Genomic DNA, 24,229 nt, shown 5'->3' with positions numbered 1-24,229 from the left:
CTATTTAATAAACCTTTAGAATAAAATAAAGCATATTCGCTTTATGCAATCTGAGGGAAAGTTACACAGTGGAAAATCCAGCAAACAGGGCGGTGCAGGAGGCGGGATCGGTTGAAGAACTGATCCGGCTGGTCATGCGTCTGCACAAACAGCGGACCGTAGTCGCGTTTGGCGTGACCAAGCGTGAAGGCGTGAGCCTGCAGCGTGAGCGCCGGAGTGCAAACGACAATGCGATCGCACTGCTTAACTCTCTGCCGCAGGGCTTCAACGGCAACAAACTGACTGATGAACAGCGCCGGGTACTGGCGGGCTATAGCGGTGAGGGCGGTCTGGAAGGAAGCGGCGGCAGTCAGTACGAGTACTACACTCCGCCTTTCATGGCCGAGGGTATTTGGGATCTGTTTTCCGATTACGGTATTACCAGCGGTCACATGCTGGAGCCGTCAGCCGGTACTGGCGTTTTCCAGGAGACAAAACCGGCTGGCGCTATGATGACGTCAGCTGAGATTTCTGACACGTCCGGACGTATCAACCAGCTGCTGCACCCGGAGGACGATGTTCGCCTGGGCGCATTTGAGAAGCTGGCGGCATCTGTGCCGGATAACAGCTATGACCACGCCGTAGGTAACGTGCCGTTTGGCGACTCGCGCACAGGCTTTGCCGAGCTCGACCCGGCTTACCGCGATGAAACCAACGTTGGCCATTACTTTGTGATGCGCACCATCGACAAGGTGAAATTCGGCGGGCTGGTGGTGCTGGTGGTTCCTAACGGCATGACCGACGGCGGCGGCAACAACAAGAAGCTGCGCGATCGCGTCTCCCGCGTGGCGGAGTTCCTGGGCGCGCACCGCATGCCGTCCGGCACGTTTGCCGAAAGCGGTACCGCAACGGTGGTGGATGTGTGGGTACTGCGCAAGCATACCGAGGCGCTGACGCAGTTGGTGCATAACAGCGATGATCAGTCTCTTGAGGCGGCAAGCGTGCTGTGGCCAACGTTCATCCGGGGCAAGTGGTTTGAAACCGAAGGCCGTCGCTTTGTTCACGGTGAAACCGAGCGATCTGACTTCAATAATATTCTGGTGGTCAAGAAAGATGGCCAGCTGACTAATGAGGCTATGAAGCTGCACTGTCACGCCGTTTTGACAGCCGCATTGACTGGGATCGGCTGGGTACGTGTGCCGCCGTCTGGCAGTCGCCGGTTGAAGGTGATAAGCGCCTCATGGCTGGCGTATGGCACACCTATGACGGCACCCGGTTTATCAAAGACGCCACCACGGCATCGAGCGGGATTGATGCGAAGCGGTTTGGCGCGGCCACGTTTGGCGATCTCCAGACAAAAACCCGCACCATTAACGGCATGCTGTCGCTTGATAGCCGCGAACTTTACGCCGCCAGCGTCGAATACCCACAGCTGTTTGACGATCGCACCCATGCTGCGATCCGTTTCGCCATGCAGCAGAAACCCGGCCACCGCTGGCGCGTTATGCGTGCCTCGATCATCGGTTTGCGTATCAATGACGCGCTGAATACGCAGATGCTGGGCGGCGACGCCAGCGGCATCATTGCCGACGCTGCCCGTCTGGTGAGCGAAGAAGTGGGCCAGTACGGCACGCCGAAAGGCCTGAAACTGGCGGGGCTGTCTGACGCCAGCGCGAAAGGCTGGCTGAGTTTTCAGGCCAACGTGAGCCGTGAGGGCGATCTGTCCGCGCTGCTGAACGGCACCATCGACCGCAGCGAAGCCGTGGCAGTCGATTTCGCCAGCCCGGAGCAGGTGGTATCACACCTTTTCAGCGACGTTGATATGGTCCCGGTTGCGCTGGCCGCTTTCCGTGCCGCGTTTACCGGCCAGCTGCCGGAAGATGACGACGCGCTGCTGGCGCACCTGGCGACATTCCCGGAGATCGCCCTCGATGGCAACGGCAATATCATGCCGCTGGCACGCGCCACCAGCGGCAACGTGCGCGGCAAAGTTTCCCGCCTGGCGGGGCTGATTGATGATGCGCCGGATGGCCCGGTAAAGGCGAACTATGTCCGCCAGCTGGAAGCCATTAACGAGAAGCGCAAGCACACGCCGGTTGAAGACATTACGGTAAACCTCAATGCCCGCTGGCTGGACCGTCGCCTGATCAAAGAGTTTCTGATCGAGCAGGGCTTTGATGACTTCAAATACACGCAGGATCTGGCAAACGACAATGGCTATCTGACCGCAGAAGACAACTACGCGGGCAAGGACGGCGTTTTCTCTGGCTATCAGGTTCGATCTGTCACCAGTAAAGGCGGCGTGACCGAGTTCAAGCGCGCCAGCTACAAAGACGGCTTCTACAACCAGCTGGAAAATTACCTCAACGGCGTGAAGCCACGCGGGGTAAATGCCAATGCGTACCTGAAGCGCATCAGCGATCTGGAGTCACATTTCAACGACTGGCTGCGCACGCACCCGGATGTGGAAACCGTCGTCAGCGACTACAACGACGCCTTTAACGGCTACGTTCCGTTTGAGCACTCGTCTGCCTCGCTGCAGCTGCAGCAGATCAGCGGCAAACGTATTCCTCTGAGCTATCAGAATGCGGAAGTCCGGCGCCTGTCGGAAGATGGCCGCGGCATCATGGGCTTTGGCACAGGCCTGGGTAAAACCACGACGGCGCTGGCGCTGGAAGCCTACAACTACGAGGTAGGGCGCAGTAAGCGTACCGTTTACGTCGTGCCGAAAGCCGTCCTCCAGAACTGGTATCACGAAGCGCAGAGCTTTTACAGTGCCGAAGCCTTCCAGAACATGCTGTTTGTCGGGCTGGATGAAGTGCGCGGTGAAGATGGCCAGATCATGCAGGCCCAGGAGCGTGACGAGAACAACGAGCCGAAACTGGACAAAGACGGCCAGCCGGTGATGCGTAACGTGGTGAAAGAGTCCGCGGCCGCAACTGTGCTTGAGCGCATGAACATGATCCCGGTCTCCAACTACCGCGCCGTGGTAATGACTAAAGAGCAGTTTGGCGATATCCCAATGCATCCGGAGACGATTGAGGAAAACTCCAGCCAGGCTGTCTTTAACCAGATTGAGAATGGCCGCACGGACCTGATGAAGTCTACTCACCGCGCCGCCACGTCCCGTAACAAACTCCGCGACAAAGCCGCCGATACCGGCACGAAGAAAAAGAGCCAGATCCCGTACTTTGAGGATATGCACTTTGACAGCGTGATCGCAGATGAAGGGCATAACTACCGCAACTCGCACAGCGCAGGACGTGAAGCAGGCCAGCTGGCGTACCTGCCTAATCCGTCCGTCTCAAAGATTGCCCGCGATATGGCCGTAAAAAGCCAGTACATGATGAAAAAGTACAACGGCCGCGGCGTCGTTATGCTGACCGCAACGCCGCTGGTTAACTCCCCGATTGACGCCTTTAACATGCTGTCACACGTCGTGTCGCTGGATGAGTGGAAGGCGATGGGGATACTCACGCCGGATGACTTTGTACGTGTATTCGGGGAAACCGACACCGTTACTGTCCAGAAGATTTCAGGCGAACTGGAGGACAAGCAGGGGCTGGTGGGCTTCAAAAACCTTGATGGTCTGCGCGGCATCTTCCATCGCTGGACGACGCTTAAATCTGCTGCTGACGTGAAAGACAGCGTGAAGATCCCAGGCCTCGACGAGAAAACCGTTGGCGTGCCAATGACGCGGGATCAGAAGGAGCTTTATGAAGAGCTCCGCGTGCGCGCCAGCCGTATCGGACAGAAGGAAACCGTGCAGGACAACGGCGACGGCACCATGTCCATTGTGCAGAACGACGACGATTTCATTTTCTCTGTTATCCGCGACATGGATAAGGTGGTTATCGATCCGGACCTGTACCGCTCCGCTATCACGTTCCGATTCCGTGAAGAGGACGTAGAACTGGCGAAACAGGTGGCGCGTGCGCTGCCGGGTGAGGCTGGTGGCCAGCTGCTTGCCGGTGATGATGAAGAGACCGCTGAGGATGCGGAAACCGGCCTTACCGATACGCGCACCAGCAAGGTAGTCAAGACCACGCTGAAGGATCGCGGGGGCGTCGTGGAGCTGGTAGTGAGCGACACGCTGGAGCAGCAGGTACTGGACGCAATCGCTGCTGCCGGTATCAGTATGCAAAACGTCTCTCACCCGGTACCGCCAAAGTATGCCGCGCTGATTGAGAACCTGAAGGCAGGCCTGCCGGACGGTAAGCAGATCATTTTCATGGATGAGAAGTCCCAGCATAACAAGCTGCGACGCATTATCGCCAGCGCGCTGGGCCTGACAGAGCAGCAGGTAGGCATTATCAATGCCACGACAGTCAGTAAAGCGTCCGGCGTGAAGGTTAAGCCCGTGAAGAAACCGGTTGAGCCGGTGGAAAAAGCGGACGGCAGTTTTAAGGACGGCGCATGGGATAAGTACTACGAAGAACTGGCGCGCTATGAGGATTATCAGGCCGCAATGAGTGACGCCTCGTTGGCCGGGATGGAAGGGATCGCCGCCGACTACAACGAAGGCCGCACGCCAATCATCATCTGCAACAAAAAGGCCGAAGTGGGGATCAACCTGCACAAAGGCACCGCTGATACGCACCATCTGACACTCCCCTGGACGCCAGCCAGTATTGACCAGCGTAACGGACGCGGCGCCCGCGTGGGCTCCGAGCGCGACACCATGCGCGTGCATTACTACTGTGGCAAAGGGTCATTTGACGAGTTCCGCTTAGAGACGCTGCAGCGCAAGAAAAACTGGATCAACGACGTCATGAAATCTGACGTTTCCAGCATTAAAAACGGTGATGTGGAGTCCAAAGAAGAGCAGAGCCTGCTGCTGGCCGCTAACCCGGAAGAGCGCCGCGCCCGCGTGGATGCACAGCTGAAAGCGAAGCGTGAAGCGGACCGCCAGCAGGCCGAGCGTGAAGCCGCTGCCGCGCTGGATATCTACCTGAAGGCAAGCGTTGCGGCTGCAACACCCGTTGAAGTGCTTGAAGACAACATTACCAAGCTGTCTGCTGCCTTTGATGCGATCAACGACGAGATTGATGGTTATCGCGAGGATGTCACCGAAGCTGAAGCCGCCTATAACCTCGAAGTTGAGAAGTATGGCAAACGGTCAGCGGATCAGTGGCGCGGTCAGGACCGTCGCGTAGCGCGTGCTGCACTCCGTGAAGGCCTGGCGAAGCAGAAGAAGCTGGAGCAGGAGCTGAGCGGAGCACGCAAGGCACTCACTCGTTCCAAAAGTGCGGCCAGCACCATCAAGCGCTCCCGCGGGGAAGTAGAGCGCGCAATCAAGTCCGGCGCACTGGAAGTCGATCCGGAAGTGCTGCGCGCCCCGGAGCAGTACATGAAACTGCCTGATGGCCAGCTGCTGCGAATTGGCGCGACCTATGAAATCTGGCTCAACGATGACCGCGAAGAAAAGGGCGTATTCCAGATCCGCAAATTCTTCCCGGAGAAAAATACGGTTGAGGTTGAGCTGATCCACAAGCCGCTGCGCTGCTATACCGGTCCGAACGTAGGTGGCTTTGCTGAAATGCCGTCTGCGCTGGTGGGCGACCGCGTGGATATCACCAGTGACCAGGCAAAAGCGCTCCAGACAGCTGCGAAAGGCATCGAGCCGACAGACCTGGCGGACACGCTGAGCCGTGCTGACTTCTACGCGGCCATTCACGCTGGCGTCCTGAATGTGCGCACAGACGGATGGCTGTACCGCGACAGCGACGGCAGGCTGAAACTGGCTTACCTCAGCGGCACGATCAGCGCCAGCGAAGAGCGTCCGGCTGAAACGTGGCTGTATCCGGACCACAGCGACGAGCAGCTGAAGCGCGAGCTTTATCAGTACAGCGTTGATAACAACATCTACAGCGCGCAGGGCTTCTTTAAGGCGATGTTTGGCCGCAACTACGACTCGGCATTGCAGGCTTACGGGAAGCAGGCGGGCATGGCGGACGTGGTTAAAGTCTTTAAGCGGCTGGTGGCTGAGTTTGAAGCAAACGACTCCAGAAAGCGGACGATGACCGGCGCAACGGATGAAGAAGCACACGCTGCTTTCCTGGGCGCAGGGCAGGACCGTTACTACTGGAGCAACTCGATCAGTATTCGCCAGTTCCGTAACGGCATGGAAGGGTTTTCCAACCGTAACGAGTATGAAGTGATATTCGATCAGCTGCGTAACGAGATGGCCGACGGCAAGATGCAGGCAATCAGGTCACTGACAGAGCAGTATGCCGCCGCGGCGCTGCAGCAGTTCCGCCAGATGAGCGAGAGCGACAGCCAGGCCGGTATTGCTGTGCTTCTGGTGAAGTCGAAATTTGACGCACAATCGGACATTACCCGACCGGCCACTGTTACCGAATCGCCTGCTGCAGTTTATCTGCGTGCCGGCGTTTCACTGGGCGCGCTCGATGAAGCCGCGATCAGTGCCGAAACGTTTACCTCATCCTCCGCCGTTATGAGCCGGTTAAATGAGGTTTATGCGTGGCTGGAGCAGATCGAGAAAGGCGGATATCGGGATTACGCCGTAACGTGGGATGACTACAAAGGGATGATTACCGGCAAGCTGTCACCTGATGCTGTGAAGGCTCGCCGCGATGAGGCTCAAAGACTCGCAGCGGCAGCGGCAACGACCGTGCGCACAGCACAGGTACAGAAGCAGTCCGATGGCTTCCAGGTCATGAAAAACGAGCAGGAGCTGGTGGCTTCGCGTAAGTGGAGGAACCGCACCTTTAAAATCAACTTCCCGGCTGGTGGTGCCTACGTGCTGACGGATACCACCGACACGCCGGTACTCAAGCGTAAAGCTGTGCGTGACCTCATCAAAGAGAAATACGGCGCGAAATTCTGGAACTTCGAAGAAGATCCGGTAGCCGGAAACGAGTTCACACAGGCCGCCTGGCTCATTCCTTCTTCTCACGATCTTGATGCATTACGCAGCGATATTGTAAACGCATAATTCAGGAGCGGCCCGAAAGGGCCGTCTAATATGACCACACTGATTGATACCATTAAACCGACCGAAACTTACATCGAGAGCCTGCTACCGCTGGCACTGGACGGGCGAACCGAAGAAGCATTTTCAGTAAACTATCTGGAAAATTTAGTAAAGCGCGTCAGCAGTGCGAGACTCGCCTACCGGGCTTTCGGTCCATGGTGGCCTGCGATTAAAACGTTATTGCTGGAACGTGCTACTACTAAATTTGGGCAGGTAGTTGAAAGTGACATCGCTGAAATATATTCACTTTCACGTCCTGCTCTCACGATCATTGCTGCTCATCTGTATGCTGACGAGCGCACTGAGAACGATGCAGTATTCAATGCTTACCATCTGCTTCCTGTTGTGCCGTCGGCGGATGATACTGAACCTTATCTGTACGTCAGCTATGATGAATCCATAGAGAAAAGAAGATATTAGGAGACACCGTGCCGCGAGAAAACAAATACCTCAAGCTGGAGGAACTGGAAGCCTATGCCTATGCCAATGGCGCGGAGCTGAATTTTTACCCCCCGACAGGGGTATTCACGATGCGCGACCGCAAGGACATTGAAACATGGGTATGGGTCATTAATCCCTACACAAAGGAGAGGGTCAAGCGGGTACGGGAACTGGACAAAACCAGCTGGATTTTCGCCCTGCAGGATGCACTTGAGCGCCTGAAAGCTGCCTCTGGAGCCTTGTTGCAGGCGAAAAGTGACGAAAAGTCATGAATATTATTGACGGTAAATTAGAAAACCCTTAGATTACATTAAGCAGGTAAGGCAGCGACAAAGAAAAAGCCCGACCATATGGCCGGGCTTTCACTTTGCAGGGGTTCAGTTTGGCGACGTACACCCCTGCACCTAACAAAGAGAATATACCATGAATAATTTTGCGCAGCGTGATTTTGTTAATACCACTCCAAACAAGGCTCAGGCAGCAGAAACCACAACGATTCCTGATATGATCGGCAAATTTGTTGTACTCGGTCTGTCCACAACCGGTCTTGTCTATACCCTGATGTTTATGTGGATGGCGCACCAGTAAACTGATAACTGCCTGTAATCATTATCTTTGAAAGATGTAGATTACAGGCTTGTTTTTTCCCGTCTCAGCGTTAAAAATACCCCCCAACGCAGATCCACCTTTTAGACTATTTAATCATCGGTTGGCAAATCCGGATATGCGCTTCAATGAAGAGTGGTTGCACTCCTACAAAAATAAGCAAAAAAACCCGTCCAAAAGTAGCTAATAAATCTGCTGGTGGAGCGTCGGTAAAATCCGGCAAAGCGTCTGCCTGGTTAGCAGCAGTTACTGAAATATCGGTTCACGCTCAAGCGCTGGCCATTCTCGTCAAAAAACCCGATCTGTTTAAAGGCAGGCAAGAGCACTACGATCAGGTTCGAATCTTTGACCATTTTCACCGTCACAACAGGGTTATTTATGACCATCTGTATGCCGTACCTAACGGAGGATTTCGCCTAAAGGCGACCGCCGTAGCAATTGAGGCTGAGGGCGCAAAGCGGGGCGTTCCGGATATGTCCCTGGAAATACCGGCAGGCATCTATCACGGAATGCGGGTAGAGCAGAAACACGGTAAGCGTAAGCCTTCAGAGCAGCAGGTGACGTGGATGCGTCGCCTCAAGGCGCAGGGGTATTACGTTCTTTTATCTTTTTCACCTGAAGAAACGATCAGCGTGATTGAGCAGTACGCAGTTCTCACAGCCGGTGAAGCAATGCCAGCGCACGAGAATGACGGTTTCTGGAGCGAATAAGTGCTTTTTGATGCGCAATTTTTTACCGGTTGCCCCACGTTTAAGCAGTATGCGCGACGCAAAAAAACGCGTGACGGCTTAGGCATGGTGCTATCGGTTTTTGCCGACATGGCTATGGACGTCGGCATATTTAAAGTACCTAAGCAGGAGCTTATGACGCGCAGCGGCATGAGCAACCGCCAGCTGAACTATTTCGGCGGCGTGAAGGGGATTAGCTACATCTTGAGAAAATCATTAACAGAAGGACGCGGACGCATGACTACGGCACAGATCGAATCTTTGAGCAAAATTGGTATCGGTGCCATTGCGTGCAGCTATGACCAGGCCTTGCTGAAAATGAAAGAAGATCCGGCTTTGCTGATGCGTCGTGAAGCGTGGAAGCCGGGTTATTTTGTGTCTCTGGAGCAGGAGCATGAAGGCTGTGACGTGCTGGAACTGACTCATCCGGACGGCACTGCAGAAATGCATGATATGAGTATTGAAGATATGCGCGTCTGTGACTGGGTAGTTATCAGCTGATGGGCCTCAATAAGCCATTTCATTACCATTCGGTCTGTTACATGGGCGACAACGGTAAGATGCGATCCGGTGTGGTCCAGCTGGCCACGCGACAGGTATCCCGTCAGGTGCTGGAGAATGTCCGGGTTACGCTGAGCTTTGACGAAAATGCAGTGCTGGTCTCGCACAGTTACCTGGGCCGCATGACGCAGGCAGAGTATGAGACCGGCGAGATCAAAGTGCCGTCTGTACTGCTGAATGTATTGATGATTGTCACTATAGCCGCCGTAGTCATAGCGGCGTTAAAACTGCTGTAATCCTCTGCTGGTGGCGGAGTCCGGGACAATGTCACCAGCTGTCCTTCTTCAATCATTCAATGAAATCTAAGAAAACTCTTAGACAGTGGTTAATTTCGAGTTATCATCCGCCGCAATTCAAACGCGGATCTGATTCTCACTATGACAACTCTCGCTCCACTCCAGCAGCTGCAAAATCTCCCTGAATGCAACGTTGATGACGATGTACTTCACCAGGCCTTTGTTACCGCCTACGGCCAGCTTAATTCCGTCCGTAAACGCCTGACGCTTGATGACCTGGAGCTGCGCCTTCTTGATAACTGCACTAACGCTCTGGAGCAGATCCAGATCGATATCGGTATGCGCCTCAATTATGAAGCGGATACCTACAATCTGATGTTAGAGGCGCTGGAGCAGGTACAACAGCAGCTGGCCGCGCAGTCCGCACTCCACAACGAAGTAACTAAAATCCGTCTCGATGCGCAGAACGCCATTGAAGAAGCCAGAGACGCGGCAAAAGAAAGCGTGCTGGAAGCAGAGAACCGCGCAATCAGAGCGGAAACGAAGCTGCAGAATATGGAGTCAGCCCTGACGACCGCACAGCTGGCGTTGGCCACGCTGAATCAGGAGCACTCACAGTACCGCCGTAAGCACCCTGAGCGCCTGGCGACTGACCTGAACGAGCGTGACAAAACCATTTCGCAGATGCGCGCTGACCGCAAAAAGGAAAGCGTTAAGCGCCAGGACTTACAGAGCAAACTGAACATCGCGGATAAGGTTGTAGGCGACGAGCGCCGCCAGCGCGCTGAGACGGCTAACGATCTGCTTAAGACAACCGCGCTGTATAACCACCTGAAAGAGCGCGTCGATTTCCACGATGGCCGGGAAGACGTGCAGCAGTTCCTGCTTCAGCTGCCGGACGGCTCCGGTGACGTGGGCTGCTACATCTACAACTTTCACTTTGGTCTGAGCGTCTTCCACGGCATCCGCGACGTCTCTATTGAGACGGCTGATTTCCATTTCCAGATCCGCACCGCGATGATGCTGGCAATGGACGTGGTGCCAGGTATATGGGGCAATCCGGTATTCCGCCTGCTGCCGGACCTTGAGCCGATGTGGGATACCGCTGTTAACGACGAGCTCCACGCACGGATCATGAAGCGCGTAGCGCAGGATTTCCCGCGTCTCCACCAGCGCATTCTGGACGGCAAAGCCGCGCCGGTCTCTGAGCTGGCCATACCGACACGCGCCCTCAATGCACTGACTAAGGCCGGATATGAGACGGTTGCTGATGCTGGTGGCGAGCTGCCTGCTGAACTGGCGAAAGTGAAGGGGCTAAGCGAGGCTTCTGTGATGGAGATCCGCGCTGCCGTGAACAGCTGGTGCATAAAATGGGCGAAAGCCAACGGTGATATTGAGAACATTACAAACCCGAAAGTAAAGCGCCGCTAACTCTCCCATACCTCTCTTCACTAGCTTTGAAAATCTAAGAAAACTCTTAGATATTAATTGATTCATAGCTCCATTTTGTGTACATTTCTCCCCGCTGACAAGGGCATTACGACTCTATACAAAATCATGGTAGGCATTTGGCGGGTTAGGCATAACTGTCTGTTTAATCCGCGTTTTTTTCACAAATCAAAGTCTATTCCAGAGTAGGCTTTGCTGTGTGTGTGTAGGATTTTATGCCCGGTAGTTTCCGGGCTTTTTTTCAGGTTCAGCCGTGAGCGCATTAAGGTGTGCTGACGGCTGAAACGGGGAAACGCTTTGGCAAGCGAGGCAAACGCAATGCAAATCTGGCAGGTGCCTCCACACCTATTTGTTACGCAAGCGGGCAGGTTGACCAGATACCTAAGTGTCCGCGCCGGGTATGCACCGGCAATTATTCAGCATGGGTAGCGAAGAGGCCGAACGCAGAAGTTGTTAAGTCCGCCGCCGGTTCAAATCCGGCCCCATGTACCAGTTCGTAACGGGCCGCCCCCGGTTATTAGCTTTTTCCGGGTGTGTTATGAGTAGGGTGAACGGCAAGTAGCCCCTCCTGTCATGGCAGTGAACGCGGTTGATGGACTAATCCCGCGCATAGAACGCCCCATGAGGCTTAAACATGTTCCCGCCTGATCCTCGTAAGGGATCACCATTTGTGAGCGCGCTGGTGCTTCTGTCGTTTTACTGGCGTTTGGCGAAAGATTACCTCTGTCAGCGCGCTCACAAATGGGGGAATGCGGCTGTGCGCACGTGGGACGGAACAGTTACCTGACGCTTTGCAAATTCCTTTACATAACCCGTCCGTAGATTCCGTATCGGACAGCTGGTGGCACCAGCCCCCCATGCATTACACGTCAACACCAGGCGATGCCCTGTTTACTGGCTAATTTGGCTGGTGGCGGGGCAGGGTATCGGCAGACCTCAACATGCCGTGACGGCTGGGAAAGACCAGCCCATAACGGCGAGGACACTGGCAGGTGACTGAAAATAACACCTGGCGCGTGGTTGCTCAGTGTTCTCGACCGTTGTGGTGATCGCTTTAACACACCGTAGGAGTTGTGGATCTGGAATCCACGGGCGAAAGCCTTGTCTGTGAATAAACACAGGCGGTCAGCGATGGGCTGCGAAAGCAAAGCGGGTTTAAGTCCCGCCTCATGGATCAATCGCGCTAACGGAAAACGATCACAACAACCCCATTTCCCACGACAGGACGCAATATGTCGTTATCAGAGTTTGCTGCAGAGCACCCGTTTCTCACCGTGATTTATGCGCTGGTGGCCATCTATGCCATCGAGACATTCATCAAGGCGGTAAGAGGCGGCAGGAAGAAGCAGCGCCGCAAATAAGGCACACCAACAGGAAAGAGCATTGATGCTTTGCGCAAAGCGCCATTGGACTAGGAATGGTCAGTGCTCTATCCGTTGTGGTGCATTCGCAGTTGCTGCTGCGATCGCAAGACTGGCCCCCGCTTCCATCAGTCGCGTACACAGGGGTTGAGCCGCCAGTAACCAGGTTGACCAGTCACTTGAGAGGTTACTTGCCGGGTATGGCACCGGCCACCACTAACGCTAAACATGATAATCAGGCATCATCAGGGTAAGACATTAAGTTAATCCGGACGCAATGCGCATGAGTGACAGCACCTACACAAAGACCATCAGAGCCATGCAGTTTGCCATGTTTCACTGCCTGCTTAATGCCGGACTGTTTGCCGGTCATAAATGGCTTATCGCGCAGCTGGTGGCAGGCTGAGACAGAACAACAGGTAAGCGCGCCTGCAATGCGCTTTTACCGTTGTGTTGTCGCTTAACGGAAGCAACCGCCGTTCCATTGAATAGCTGTAAGGCCTGATGGGGACAGACGGACGGTAGCCGGTTCGAATCCGGACAGCACAATGCCATTACAGCTACCCGGCCACGCGCCGGCGCAGGCTTTAAATTATCGCCGTGCGTATCACACGCCGGATTAAACCAGGTGAGATTTAATCACCGGCACCTGCCGGGGATTCTGCACGCCTGCAGGAAGAGAAAACACATGAAGAAGATCGCACTGATGGGCGCAATTGTGGGAAGCCTCAGCTGGGTAGCCCGCCGTCCGCCAACTGTTCCCGTGCCGCAGGTAAGAACATTGCTGGTGGGCGATACCCGGCCACCAGCACAGGAAGAGATCAAACAGGGAATACGTCGCTTGGCCACAAGCATTGCTGAAGCACAGCAGCACCGCTCCGCTGAAAAGAAACGCAGACAAGCAGCGCAGAAGCGCAAACAGAAACGAGGCTACTGATAGTGATGACCGCTCAACAATTAAATGCCACGATCGCTATGTTCGCAGATGCCGAAGCTGACTACGCAGGCGACTATATGGCACTTCTGGCGGTCATTGCTCGTCTTGGATACACCATTACAGAGACGTCCGAGACCAAAAACACCGGATATGCCGCCGTTATCAGTAAAAACGGCCTGACAATGACCGGTTATGGCGAAACCCTGAACCACGCCGCCTGTGTCGCGCTAATTAAGTTGAACGGTCTGATCCTGCAAAATGAAGCGATGATTGAGAAGGGCGAACTGAATTTCAGGCAGGAGAATGCACCGCTGGCCGTGGCACAACTATGGCTATCTGAAGGCTGTAAGGTGGCACGGGAAACATGGGGGAAGGGAGTATATCTCCGACTCAACAGAGGCATGATGCGCGCCGCGCTAATGGGAACAGACATGTACGGCGTACCGGCACGTTACTTTGACTGCAATCCGAAGGCTACTGTCACGCAGATGCCTCAGCTTCTGCTCGTTGACGCAGAACAGCTGACTGTCTCTAACTGGTCGCCTGTTTCTGAAGATTTGCTGGCAACAGATTGGCGGCTCGTTTAGAAGTCAAAAGACACATACTCATTAAATTGTGCTGAGTACTTTAACCTATGTTTGAGTTTATTCTATGTCCGCTAAGTGTTAGAAGCGGACATCATCAGTCTCAACAGGTACACTTAGATGAAGCTGGCCACTGAATTTGCGATATGTCCTGATGCAGTAATTAACTCCTATTCCCCTTCTGTTTTTTTTCTATTTTTTTCACTAAATGATCTAACCATTTTGGTTCTTCTTTTAGACCTGAGTAATAACAATTTTCAGGAACCGCGTTCCAGAATGCCGTTATTGCATCAGCAAATTCTACAAATTGTTCTTCAGAGACATGCAAATCATCATGGTTAGGTGCGCTCTGGTTACGATGAACACCTGTAGGATATGGATAGTATTCAGGGTAATCTAATGATAGTTTTTGATGAGCATCGCCGTCCCCATGCTTGTATACGTTTACTACTAAATTACAGGCTTTTATCTTTTCCCCATATCCGGTTCCATTAATCTTGAGACCAATCCATTCGAGTAAATCTATAAGCTGATGGAAAGTTAACTTCCAGATCATAGTGGTAATTAATTCTCTTTTACACCAATTACTTAGCTCTTTTATGGTGTGTTCTCTTAGTTTTTTATCAAACTGGTGATACATTCCTGCTGTTAATGCCAATACCACGGTATTTTGCATCTCCAGAAGCGACCACGCATAATCGGTCCCCGCGCTGTAAGCTTGCTCATAGGCACTCATCGGATCATCGTACTCAGGGTCGAAATATTGCGCGGCAGTCTCCAAATACTGTAGTTCTCTCTTTTCTGCTTCTTCTCCTAAATCGCCAAACTGCGATAGAAGTCTACTTTTAGCTTCTGAAACATAAAATTCATGCGGTTCAATAAAATATGGAAGATCGGCTCTGGCAAGCCAGAAGGTAACAAAATTTTCTGACGACATACTTCTCCCTACTAGAATGGCCGAATGAAGAATCTTAAGAAAATACTGACCTGTTTAGATGCAGCCAAAGTGCCATTATTTTCAAATGTAACGGCAGATTGAATCTGGCCACCTGAACACTTTAGAGCAACGGTCAAGTTAGGTGAAGTCTCAGTTGCTGAGACGTGACATAGTAACTTATGGCTATAAACTTCAAAAAACCTTCGCAAACCTCCTGATGCCCCACAGCCGGGAGAACATACTAATCCAGCACAATAGATGCCGATTATGGTTGAAAATCTAAGTGTGAAATCTGGATTCACCGTGATATTACCGTTAGATGCTATATCTATAATCGGTACTGTTAATTAGCTCTGAGAGTGTCAGTAGATACCACCAGTACTGCGATCGTCACGTCCTGATAAAGCCCACCATCCAGTTTAGCCATACGCCTGTCTTAGCCAAAATCATCCTGAAAACACATTCATACCTGCTAAAAATGGCGATATTTACATCGTTATCACTTGCTCGGATTACACAATCCTTAGAATTGCTTGCATTCAATTCAAGCGGAGCAGTACATGGAACAAAAGGTGAGCAGTATAGAGGTAGCCGATCTGTTAATACGCAGACGGGACTACATGACAGTGGCCGAAGTCACCAGGCTGGTGGAAACGGAATACCCGCACTTAGTGGTGAATACCGGCATCATCTCCAATATCCTGCGCTCCTTTGTTCGTTCGCCGTTCGCACAATGCCGGGTACATCCTGACGCCTATCCCCGGCAGTATCGCCTGGAGGCCATGAACGGCTATATCTTCAAAGTGCGCGGAAGAAAGGATCTAAATTACGATTCCCTGTGTGTGGAAAGCGCCACGAAGATGGTTCTCCAGAAAAAGGAACTGGAACAGCTGTCAGTATGCGCGCTGGCAAGGGAACTGATGGATATGTGCAGAAGGGGAAGAATCGAAAATGCCCCGCTCATGTGAACGGGGCTGAGGGTAATCAGGACTGTCCGACGTTCTTTTTGCTAGCGTTAAGCAGGCTGCGTGCCTTACCTGCTTTAGCCATAGACGGTCCGCCCCATGCCTGTGGCCTATCATCATCGTCCAGAGACTCAGTTGAACTCCGGGCAGGCGGAGCGACTGGCTGTGCAGGCTCAGCTGTAGCGACGGGTTCCACTGGCGCAGATTCGGCTGCTGGTGGCTCGACTGACTCCGGCATGGCCTTTTCTGTCGCTGGTGGCGCAGCAGCAACCGGCACGCCAGCGCTTTCACCCAGCAGGGCGCTAATCATGGTAAGCAGACGCTGCAGGCGCTCACGCTCAGACATTTTCAGGAACTTTTTTCCGTCAGTTGTCTGCAACAGCTCGATGACGGGACTCAGGCCCATTTCATCCAGCGCGTAGCCACTGCGCACCAGACGCACCAGATAGCTACGCTTGGCCGCGTTGGTCTGCAACCGGTTATATTCAGCCAGAGCAGCGCCGGTGAGTAACCCGTCGTCCTCCAGCCCACTTAATCTTAATACCTGACTCATAGTTAACCTTTATCGCTGGCGCGGCTTTTAATGTCGCTTACTTTTGCCGTCTCTTTGATCGTTTCGCGCAGCTCATCCTCTGACGACATAAGCGCCATGAATACGCCACGCGCAATGGAAAGCTCTGGCTGTGCCGGGATGATGACCATATCGTGCCAGTCAGCTGTATGGTCGCTCAGGCCTGCCTGACGGCCAGCCAGATAGTTAGCACCGCCACCAACAACCAGAACAGCATCAAGGGCAATTACGTTGCGCAGTAAAGAACGCACGTCACGCCAGATTTCTGACGCCAGTTCACCCGCTGCCTGATCGATAACGCTGGTTACGTCGATACGCTTGTCTTTAGCGGCTTCCATACGTGAACCGATATAGCCCTGACGGATAATGTCGTCAACGATGCCAACCGGGATTTCTTCAGCGTTGAATGAGCGTCCGGAAGTCTTTTCAAACTCCTGCAGCAGCACCAGAACGCGATTGATCATCTTCTGAATGCCGTGCTCAAAGCTGGCCTTTTTAATTGGCACCAGCTCTTCATCCACGATAGCGATATCACAGGTGAATCTGCCGATATCAATCACGAGAATGGTCTGTGCCTGCTCCAGATCAGGAAACTCTGTCTGTGCGGCCAGAATCGCCGGTACGGCTTCCGGGAAGACTTCAACATGTCTGATACGCGCTGGCGCGACGTCGCCGCTATAGTTGCGCACAGGCTTTTTCAGGCTTTCAACTTTGCGGTTGATACGGTCCTGATTGATAACGCCGGTGCCGCTGTAGAACTGCCCGATTGGCAGGGTTTCACCCAGGATGACGTCGCAATCCACGATGCCAGCACGTTTCAGGCATTCATGAACCAGCACACGGTGTGGGGCGGAAATCTGGTAGTCCGGGTCGCAGGTGTCGTACAGGTCAGTAAAACCCTTTTTAACGACGGTATAGGCTGCTTCGTTCCCGTTATCATTTTCGGTAAACCAAGTAGCTGACGCATGGTTTGAGTAGGACTGCTGGTGGCCCTCATGGACCAGTGAAGGGGTGATAAGGGAAAGCCATTGGCCGTCTTCCTCATAGGCAATCGTAACGTTACCTGAACCCGCATCTACAGCTACTAAAACAGCTTTTTTATTAGTCATTTAAATTATCCAGTGGTTTATTTCGTACTTTGATTGAGGTTTAAAAGTATCACTAATTTAAAAAAAATGACACTTAAACGGTAACTTTTCAGCGCGTTTGTGTAGTACCTGATCATTATTGTGATCACTACAAATTACAGACTCCATACCATCCCGGTTTATTGGCCTCTTTTTGAACGATAAACCATGTCCAAAGTTAACTGGGATGACCACAGAAAAGCCTTCATCGAGCAGAAGGCGCAGAGCGGGATAACCGTCAAAGAATACTGTGAGCACTACGGTCTGCCGTTTAACACCGCACGCCGGGAGCTGAACGGTAAAGCGCTGGCCGCAATGCGTGATCAGGCTGGTGATCACAATCATGATCATTTGAGTGATCACGCTTCTGATCATCAAAATGATCAAACCAGAAAAGAAGACCTGATCATCCGTCGAAACGGGCGCAAAATCAGGCACAGCGCGGCTTTAGAGGGGGTGCTCGAACCACGCGATGAGACAGCAGCGCAGCCTGGCGCGAAGAAAAAGCCCAATGCTTCACATGCCAAAAAGATCATAAATGCCGGTGATCAGGATTCCGGGCGCCCGAAGCACACCCCGAAGCCCCGCGGGGAGGGAAAACCGTTTGAGGAAGGACATGAAACTAAGCTGGTGGCCAACCGGCGCGGCTTCCCGCGGCCGGAGGATTATGAAGCGGCATTAGAGGTACTGAGTGAAGGTGTTGAAGCCAGCGCCATGACGGTGCTGTTTGACTCGCTGGCCCACATGGACCTCCTGAAGCGCACCACGGCGCGGGCAATAGATCTGTTTGAGTTGGAAGCCGACAACCTGAAGAACGGTGGCAAAAAGGATGATGACGAAGGCGGCGGCGGACCACATCCCATCCTGAAAATGACAAAGCTGATGATTGAAGTCGGCTATCTCGTCAATGACCACGCCACACGGGTAGCGGCGATCGCCAGCGGCACCGACAAGAACCGGCGAGACAATGAGAAGCATGCGCTGACGCATAACGCCGGTGAGGTGATCAGCCGTGCCTACCAGCTGCGCGAAGAAAAGGACTGGGATTTACTGGAGACGGCGGAGTACATCGAGCGGCACGGTATCAAACTGCCAGAGTCACTATCCAGACGCCTTGAGAACGAGCTCAAGAACGCCGAACCGCCAGTAGATGAGCGCGGCGCGGTCACTGAGGATGAACTGGACCGGGATGCGCGTAAGTTCCGGGAGCAGCAGGCCACCAGCGCTGCGTTTGTTGAGTCGCGCCGTGCGGAAGTGGCAGCACTTGTGGATGGCGGGGGATTCGGTGACGTCCAGGCAGACGGAGAGAACCGCGCCGGCGAAACAGCGGGCGAGGGTAATCTCAACGGCAACTTTGACTACATGGCCACGGCGGAACTGTACGGAGACGACGATTATATCCCGCCTGAGATATCCGTTATGACCGACGATGAATCCGTTATGACCGATACGCAATCCGTTATGACGGGCGAGGATGACGCCTGATGAGCGGTAAGAAGCGCGTAAAGAGCGTCACTACGGACCCGCGCTGGCGGGATATGGTTATCCGCTACCGCTACAACTGGGCGCTGGCCGTCGTTGAGCTGTTTGGCATGATTCCCACCTGGCAGCAGGAAGAGATCATGAACTCCGTACAGGAGACGGGGAGCCAGACTACCGTTACGTCCGGACACGGTACCGGTAAATCATCCCTTACGGCCATGATGCTGCTTATCTACATGATCATGTATCCGGATGCCCGCGTAATCATCGTGGCCAACAAAATCGGGCAGGTTAAGACCGGCGTATTCAAGTACGTCAAAACCTACTGGGCGAACGCCGCCAGACGTCACCCGTGGCTACAAAACTACTTCACCCTGACTGACACCATGTTTTATGAGAAGTCGCGTAAGGGTATATGGGAGGTGCTGTGTAAGGGCTATCGCCTGGGTAACGAGGAAGCGCTGGCGGGTGAGCACGCCGCACACATCCTGCTGATCCTTGATGAGGCGTCGGGTATCTCTGACAAAGCGATCGCAATCATGCGTGGTGCGCTGACAGAAGACGATAACCGCATGCTGATGATGTCGCAGCCTACTCGCCCCAGTGGTTACTTCTATGACTCGCACCATTCGTTAGCCAAAAATCCGGATAACCCTAACGGCTTCTGGAATGCCATAGTCCTTAACTCCGAGGAAGCGCCACACGTTACCCTGAAATTCATCCGGGAGAAGCTGGTGGAGTACGGTGGCCGCGACTCACTGGAATACATGGTGAAGGTGCTGGGCCGCTTCCCGCGCAACGTCAGCGGCTATCTGCTGGGGCGTGATGAGTGCGATCGTGCAGCACGCCGCAAAGTGTTTCTGGAGAAGGGCTGGGGCTGGGTGGCCACCGCTGACGTCGGTAACGGGCGTGATAAGTCGATACTCAACATCTGTAAGGTATCCGGGTACGGTGATGCGCGCCGTGTCGTGTCGTTTAAGCTGGTGGAAATGCCAGGCACGATGGACCCGATTACCTTCGGTGACTACATCGCCAACGAATGCACGCAGGAGCGCTATCCGGGCATTACCATTGCGGTCGATGGCGACGGCGTGGGTTCGGGTACGCTTAAGCAGCTTGAGCGCCGTGGCGTTAACGCTATCAGCATCCGCTGGGGCCAGCCGCCATTCAGTAAGAAGGTGAGGGAGCGATTCAAGAACCAGCGCGCCTGGTCGAACATCATGGCCGCTGATGCGATCCGGTCGGGCAGGATGCGCATAGATATCTCACAGCACACGGCAGAGCAGGCCTCAAAGATTCCGTACTTTATGGATGAAATGGGGCGGATCATGATGGTGCCGAAGCCGCAGATGCGCCAGAAACTTAACATCAAGTCGCCTGACCGCTGGGACACTTACTGCTTCATTTTCCTGATTGGCTACCGTCCGGCTGAGGCTGAACTTAGCGAGGATATGGCTGACTTTACACAGAGCAAGCTGGATGAGTTATCGGAGCTGGATGCACTGCTGCAGTGACCACCAGCAGATAACCACTGTAGTCAGTAACTGGGTGAAAATCGGGCTAACTGCCTGATTAACACCCACAAAAAGGGCGCTTATGCGCCCTTCTGTTTTCCTGCTGGTGGCAGAATACTGATTATTATTTGTCCTGCTTTTTCAGGTTACTTTCCAGTTCACGCAGCAGGCTGTACATGTTACGCATATTCTTTCCAGCGCGAGGCTCTTCTCCGCCGTAACGCTTACGGATTTCAGGCATCGTAAGCTGTTCTGTATCGCCAGCGGCTACCTTCTTATCCAGGAGCGCCCAGTCGTAGGCTTCCAGCTTCTCCAGCAGATCGCGGTTTTCTTCGATTTCAGCTTTAAACAGACGCGCTTCTGCTGCGTCTTTTGCCTTCGCAATCTTAGCCTTTGCCCTGTTCTCAAACTGAGCGCGGCGTGTGTTTACGGTGTACGCCACTGAGGAACGCTGCGCGGCCAGCACCTTGCTGTATTCCACGTCTTCCATGGTGTACAGCTTGGCGTTAGGCAGGATTGAACATGGTACGGGTGAGATAGCATCGTATGGCGACGTGTAATTACCGTTACTCGTAACGTTCAGCTTGATATCACGCTCTTTATCCAGCTTGTCGCCGTAAATCAGCATGCCATGTGCGCCATAGCGGAAAGATTCACCTTCATCTTTCTTATCATCGGTATAGCGCGCTGTTACCTGGATATCAGAGTAGTTGCTGGTGCGTGCGCGGTACATGGCGCCTGGTGCTGCAGCTTCAATCCCTTTCATTTCATCTTCCAGCGACATGATTGCACCGGCAGCAAAAGGAACCTTACGCAGCTTGTTTATCTGCTTCTCATAACGCTTAAGGATATCTTCGCGGGTGTGGTTCGAGGTGGCCGTTGCGCGGAAGCGGTTAATAGTGACGTGCTTTGGATTAATGATCAGTACGGGAACCGGCAGATAGAGGTTCGTAGTGATCGCGATAGAGCGCTCTTTGCGCTTTTCTTCTGCCAGGTCAGCAAAGCTCTGCCAGTCAGCCAGTAGGTGCTCAGCACGCTTAAAGTCTTTCTTGTCAGTGATAAAGCCAATCGGGCGGCATTCTTCACCCAGGGAGTTTCTATCGCTAAAAATCTGGTTGTCCGTGATGAGAGTCAGCCACTCTTTTTGTACCTGTAGAAAATGTTTATAACGCTTCTCAAATTCTACATCGCTGAAGTTAGGCATAATTGTATTCCAAAAATATTAATGAGCGGTACAAGTCTCTCTGGACTTAATGCAGGCGAATATAGACAGAAACAGTAGCCATGTAAAATTAACTCTCCTTAGAATTGCAATAATAAGAATAGTCTGCATTTGGCATCTGTCAGATATTTCTGCTGTACAGGCTCATTAATGAAACTGTGTGCAAAAAGTGTGTGTCTGTTACCCGGCGCTGTGCGCGCCACCCGAAGGTTTCCAGTGATAACAGTTGCGGAAAGCAATCAAATGAATGCCAAATGATCATATATGAAGGTATCCTGCCGATCACGAACAATAACGTAACGAATTTGCAAATTTTTCGATTTAGCTACTCTCTAAGGCAGGCATCGGGCAAAATGTGACGAAAAATGAAACTTTAAATAATAAGCCTTATATAAAGTTACCAATGTTTCATGTATGCTTGATCAGTGGTTGATGATCAAATGATCAGGTAAGCGAAGCCGCTGGCAAAAGGCGTGCTTTCTGTACGGTTTTGCATCAGGCGTCGCTACGTGAAATCTGGCGTATCACACCCCTGCTGTTTTCGTAGATTTCGCGTAGCGTTGTCTCTCTGATTTGGGATGAAATATATAAATGAAACATCTGGCTCAAATAAAGACCGGCGCACTCCCGGCTGAATTAACGCAATTAACGCAATTAACGCCGGAAGATATTGCTAATAACCTGCGGAGATTCATCGCAGATAAGGCCGCTTATTCCGAGAATACTTTCCGCGACCTGTTATCCGTTATCCGGCGCTGGGCTTTCTGGTGTAATGAGCGTGACGTGGGCTATCTGCCGATCGACCCAGATCTGGCGCGGGAATACTTCCTTAACATGGCAGAAAGTGGCCTCGCATCGAGCACCATCGACAAGCATTACGCCATGATGAACATGCTATGTCGGGAAAGCGGCCTGCCTGAACTCAGGAGAAGCGTGGACCTGAAACGCTCCCTGAAACGCATCCGGCGTGAAGCCGTGCTGCAGGGGGAGCGCACCGGCCAAGCTGTGCCGTTCCGCCTCCCGGACCTGCAACTACTGTCGCACCTTATGGGGCGCTCCGAACGGCTGACCGATCAGCGCAACCTGGCATTCCTGTTTGTGGCCTACAACACCCTTTGCCGTATGTCCGAACTCAGTCGTATCCGGGTACGCGATCTGGATATCAGCGACAGTGGCCATGTGATCATTAACCTGTCTCACACAAAGACAATGGTCACGGCGGCTGGCGTGATTAAGCACCTCAGCCGCGCCGCTGCCGGTCATCTGGTGCACTGGCTGGAGCTGTCAGGGCTGATTCATCATCCTGACGCGATGGTTTTCGGGCCGGTCCGCCACAACAACACGGCTGGCGTGTCTGAAAAGCCTATGTCAGCACCGGCAACAGAGAAGATATTCAAAGACGCCTGGGATCTGCTGGGTAAAGAGCCGGTACAGGACAACAAAGGCCGCTATGCAAAATGGTCCGGTCACAGCGCCCGTGTGGGTGCGGCGATGGATATGGCCGAACGCGACGCCACAATTACGCAGATCATGCAGGAAGGTACCTGGCAGGACCCAAAAACCGTTATGCGCTACCTGCGCCGCTCTGAAAGCCAGAAAGGCAAAATGTCGGGAATACTGGACGGAGAATAGAGAATTAAGTTTATCGAAATCTAAAGAAATAATAATTGTAACGGTAGCTATTATCCCCCACAATTCAGGCCATCCCGCATCCTGCGAATACCGATGGCCAGACAACAAATCTTACTGACACGCACATTCATCATTGACGGCCACCAGCTGACCTTTACCGCCATCGAGCGCGACGGCGTGGCGCTGGTGGAGTATGGCGTTTCTACGCTGTCAGAATCCGTCCCATTACTGACCCTCGAAAAACCCAGGATCGACCAATACAGTGCCTGGTACTACGTGGAATACCTCACCGAACGCGCCGCAAATAAGCTACTGGAGTATTACAGAAGTGAATTTGCCGCATTTGTCGGGCTGGTGGACAACGTATTCACCCGGCAGGAAACAAACACCTTCAGCAGCCGGGAACGGCTCTTTGCGGGGAAATAATGTCAGTTACCGGCAACGTCGTTAACTTCTTCGTGGCAGTGGCTATGGCACACGACGTCTCTAACCCTATCGGCACCTATTCCAGCGGCTCTTACGTTGATTCCTGCACCGGCCAGTACTGGGGCGAGGAAATATTCAGGCACCCCAAAACCATTGCATCACTCGTTAAGAACGGCGCGATCGAGTACGCACGCGACCTGGACCACGGCGAGATCATCCGCTTTGAAGACCGGCGCGAAGTGCTGAGCGAGTTTGCGCGTGGCTATGCAGACGCAGAAGACGGCCAGTGTACGGAGGAAGGCGCGATTGATTCCGGCGTGCCGCACGCCTATCTGTCTGGCGCGCAATTCTGCCGCAGGCGCAGCAAGCTGGGGGGCATGGCCTTCAGGCTGGATCAGGGGCGCGTGTGTCACGGCGTGGTGTGCGTGGATACGGGCCAGAAGTGGACGCAGGACTAAAGAAAAAGGGAACCAT

22 protein-coding genes, 1 tRNA gene and 1 pseudogene are annotated in these 24,229 nt (G+C 53.3%); 20 read left to right on the top strand and 4 right to left on the bottom strand.

Annotated features, from left to right (window positions below; translation table 11 throughout):
• Window positions 1–134 precede the first annotated feature (134 nt).
• The 14 genes and pseudogenes from HA41_RS21775 to HA41_RS11360 form a co-directional block, all read left to right on the top strand.
• Window positions 135–878, top strand: a pseudogene (locus HA41_RS21775) (class I SAM-dependent methyltransferase); the annotation flags it as partial.
• 341 nt (window positions 879–1,219) lie between these two features.
• Window positions 1,220–6,937, top strand: coding sequence for an SNF2-related protein (locus HA41_RS21375; RefSeq protein ID WP_094120899.1), 5,718 nt, complete (start codon window positions 1,220–1,222; stop codon window positions 6,935–6,937).
• A 30-nt stretch (window positions 6,938–6,967) separates the two neighbouring features.
• Window positions 6,968–7,396, top strand: a complete 429-nt coding sequence (locus tag HA41_RS11400; RefSeq protein WP_094120898.1) for an olxA — start codon at window positions 6,968–6,970, stop codon at window positions 7,394–7,396.
• Window positions 7,397–7,404: 8 nt separating this feature from the next.
• Window positions 7,405–7,689 carry a hypothetical protein gene (locus tag HA41_RS11395; protein ID WP_094120897.1) on the top strand — a complete coding sequence of 95 codons (285 nt, stop codon included), beginning with the start codon at window positions 7,405–7,407 and terminating at the stop codon, window positions 7,687–7,689.
• Between the two features lie 151 nt (window positions 7,690–7,840).
• The gene (locus tag HA41_RS21000; RefSeq protein WP_158086621.1) at window positions 7,841–8,005 is read left to right on the top strand and encodes a hypothetical protein; all 165 of its coding nucleotides are present in this window, start codon (window positions 7,841–7,843) and stop codon (window positions 8,003–8,005) included.
• Between the two features lie 146 nt (window positions 8,006–8,151).
• The gene (locus HA41_RS11390; RefSeq protein WP_208612760.1) at window positions 8,152–8,733 is read left to right on the top strand and encodes a PDDEXK family nuclease; all 582 of its coding nucleotides are present in this window, start codon (window positions 8,152–8,154) and stop codon (window positions 8,731–8,733) included.
• Window positions 8,734–9,252, top strand: coding sequence for a hypothetical protein (locus tag HA41_RS11385; RefSeq protein WP_094120896.1), 519 nt, complete (start codon window positions 8,734–8,736; stop codon window positions 9,250–9,252).
• A complete protein-coding gene (locus HA41_RS11380; RefSeq protein ID WP_094120895.1) occupies window positions 9,252–9,548 on the top strand; it encodes a hypothetical protein in 297 nt (98 codons plus the stop codon). The genes HA41_RS11385 and HA41_RS11380 overlap by 1 nt, the downstream gene beginning before the upstream one ends.
• Window positions 9,549–9,689: 141 nt before the next feature.
• Window positions 9,690–10,979 carry a DNA-directed RNA polymerase subunit alpha C-terminal domain-containing protein gene (locus tag HA41_RS11375; protein ID WP_094120894.1) on the top strand — a complete coding sequence of 430 codons (1,290 nt, stop codon included), beginning with the start codon at window positions 9,690–9,692 and terminating at the stop codon, window positions 10,977–10,979.
• A gap of 437 nt (window positions 10,980–11,416) precedes the next feature.
• Window positions 11,417–11,489, top strand: a tRNA-OTHER gene (locus HA41_RS11370).
• A gap of 740 nt (window positions 11,490–12,229) precedes the next feature.
• Window positions 12,230–12,358, top strand: coding sequence for a hypothetical protein (locus HA41_RS21540; protein ID WP_008927007.1), 129 nt, complete (start codon window positions 12,230–12,232; stop codon window positions 12,356–12,358).
• 283 nt (window positions 12,359–12,641) lie between these two features.
• The gene (locus tag HA41_RS21535; RefSeq protein ID WP_258317811.1) at window positions 12,642–12,764 is read left to right on the top strand and encodes a hypothetical protein; all 123 of its coding nucleotides are present in this window, start codon (window positions 12,642–12,644) and stop codon (window positions 12,762–12,764) included.
• 282 nt (window positions 12,765–13,046) lie between these two features.
• The gene (locus HA41_RS11365; protein ID WP_094120893.1) at window positions 13,047–13,295 is read left to right on the top strand and encodes a hypothetical protein; all 249 of its coding nucleotides are present in this window, start codon (window positions 13,047–13,049) and stop codon (window positions 13,293–13,295) included.
• 5 nt (window positions 13,296–13,300) lie between these two features.
• A complete protein-coding gene (locus tag HA41_RS11360) occupies window positions 13,301–13,882 on the top strand; it encodes a Thoeris anti-defense Tad2 family protein (protein WP_094120892.1) in 582 nt (193 codons plus the stop codon).
• 160 nt (window positions 13,883–14,042) lie between these two features.
• Here HA41_RS11360 and HA41_RS11355 read toward each other — a convergent pair whose 3' ends face one another.
• On the bottom strand, window positions 14,043–14,816 hold the full coding sequence (locus HA41_RS11355) for a hypothetical protein (protein WP_094120891.1): 774 nt from the start codon (window positions 14,814–14,816) through the stop codon (window positions 14,043–14,045).
• Between the two features lie 560 nt (window positions 14,817–15,376).
• On the opposite strand from HA41_RS11355, the gene HA41_RS11350 reads away from it, so the two are divergent.
• On the top strand, window positions 15,377–15,784 hold the full coding sequence (locus HA41_RS11350) for a hypothetical protein (protein ID WP_094120890.1): 408 nt from the start codon (window positions 15,377–15,379) through the stop codon (window positions 15,782–15,784).
• Between the two features lie 16 nt (window positions 15,785–15,800).
• On the opposite strand, the gene HA41_RS11345 is transcribed toward HA41_RS11350, so the two are convergent.
• Entirely contained in the window at window positions 15,801–16,334 is a 534-nt protein-coding gene (locus tag HA41_RS11345; RefSeq protein ID WP_094120889.1) for an SAM domain-containing protein, read from the bottom strand.
• Between the two features lie 2 nt (window positions 16,335–16,336).
• A complete protein-coding gene (gene parM / locus HA41_RS11340; protein WP_094120888.1) occupies window positions 16,337–17,461 on the bottom strand; it encodes a ParM/StbA family protein in 1,125 nt (374 codons plus the stop codon).
• A gap of 186 nt (window positions 17,462–17,647) precedes the next feature.
• Here parM and HA41_RS11335 point away from each other — a divergent pair, with 186 nt between their 5' ends.
• Both HA41_RS11335 and HA41_RS11330 read left to right on the top strand, forming a co-directional pair.
• The gene (locus tag HA41_RS11335) at window positions 17,648–18,964 is read left to right on the top strand and encodes a hypothetical protein (protein ID WP_094120887.1); all 1,317 of its coding nucleotides are present in this window, start codon (window positions 17,648–17,650) and stop codon (window positions 18,962–18,964) included.
• On the top strand, window positions 18,964–20,475 hold the full coding sequence (locus HA41_RS11330) for a terminase (protein ID WP_094120886.1): 1,512 nt from the start codon (window positions 18,964–18,966) through the stop codon (window positions 20,473–20,475). Before HA41_RS11335 ends, HA41_RS11330 begins: the two co-directional genes overlap by 1 nt.
• Window positions 20,476–20,599: 124 nt before the next feature.
• Here the strand turns inward: HA41_RS11330 and HA41_RS11325 are convergent, their stop codons facing one another.
• Window positions 20,600–21,679 carry a hypothetical protein gene (locus HA41_RS11325; protein ID WP_094120885.1) on the bottom strand — a complete coding sequence of 360 codons (1,080 nt, stop codon included), beginning with the start codon at window positions 21,677–21,679 and terminating at the stop codon, window positions 20,600–20,602.
• An 801-nt stretch (window positions 21,680–22,480) separates the two neighbouring features.
• Between HA41_RS11325 and HA41_RS11320 the strand changes: the two genes are divergently transcribed.
• The 3 genes from HA41_RS11320 (at window position 22,481) to HA41_RS11310 (ending at window position 24,213) form a co-directional block, all read left to right on the top strand.
• Window positions 22,481–23,329: a tyrosine-type recombinase/integrase gene (locus HA41_RS11320; RefSeq protein ID WP_244175116.1), complete on the top strand. Its 849-nt coding sequence runs from the start codon at window positions 22,481–22,483 to the stop codon at window positions 23,327–23,329.
• A gap of 93 nt (window positions 23,330–23,422) precedes the next feature.
• On the top strand, window positions 23,423–23,755 hold the full coding sequence (locus tag HA41_RS11315; protein ID WP_094120883.1) for a hypothetical protein: 333 nt from the start codon (window positions 23,423–23,425) through the stop codon (window positions 23,753–23,755).
• Window positions 23,755–24,213 (top strand): hypothetical protein, encoded by a 459-nt coding sequence (locus HA41_RS11310; protein ID WP_094120882.1) that lies wholly within the window; start codon window positions 23,755–23,757, stop codon window positions 24,211–24,213. The genes HA41_RS11315 and HA41_RS11310 overlap by 1 nt, the downstream gene beginning before the upstream one ends.
• Window positions 24,214–24,229 lie beyond the last annotated feature (16 nt).

Origin of the sequence: Pantoea conspicua (genome assembly GCF_002095315.1) — a bacterium.
Classification (GTDB): domain Bacteria; phylum Pseudomonadota; class Gammaproteobacteria; order Enterobacterales; family Enterobacteriaceae; genus Pantoea; species Pantoea conspicua.
This window is presented reverse-complemented; position numbering and strand designations above follow the sequence as displayed.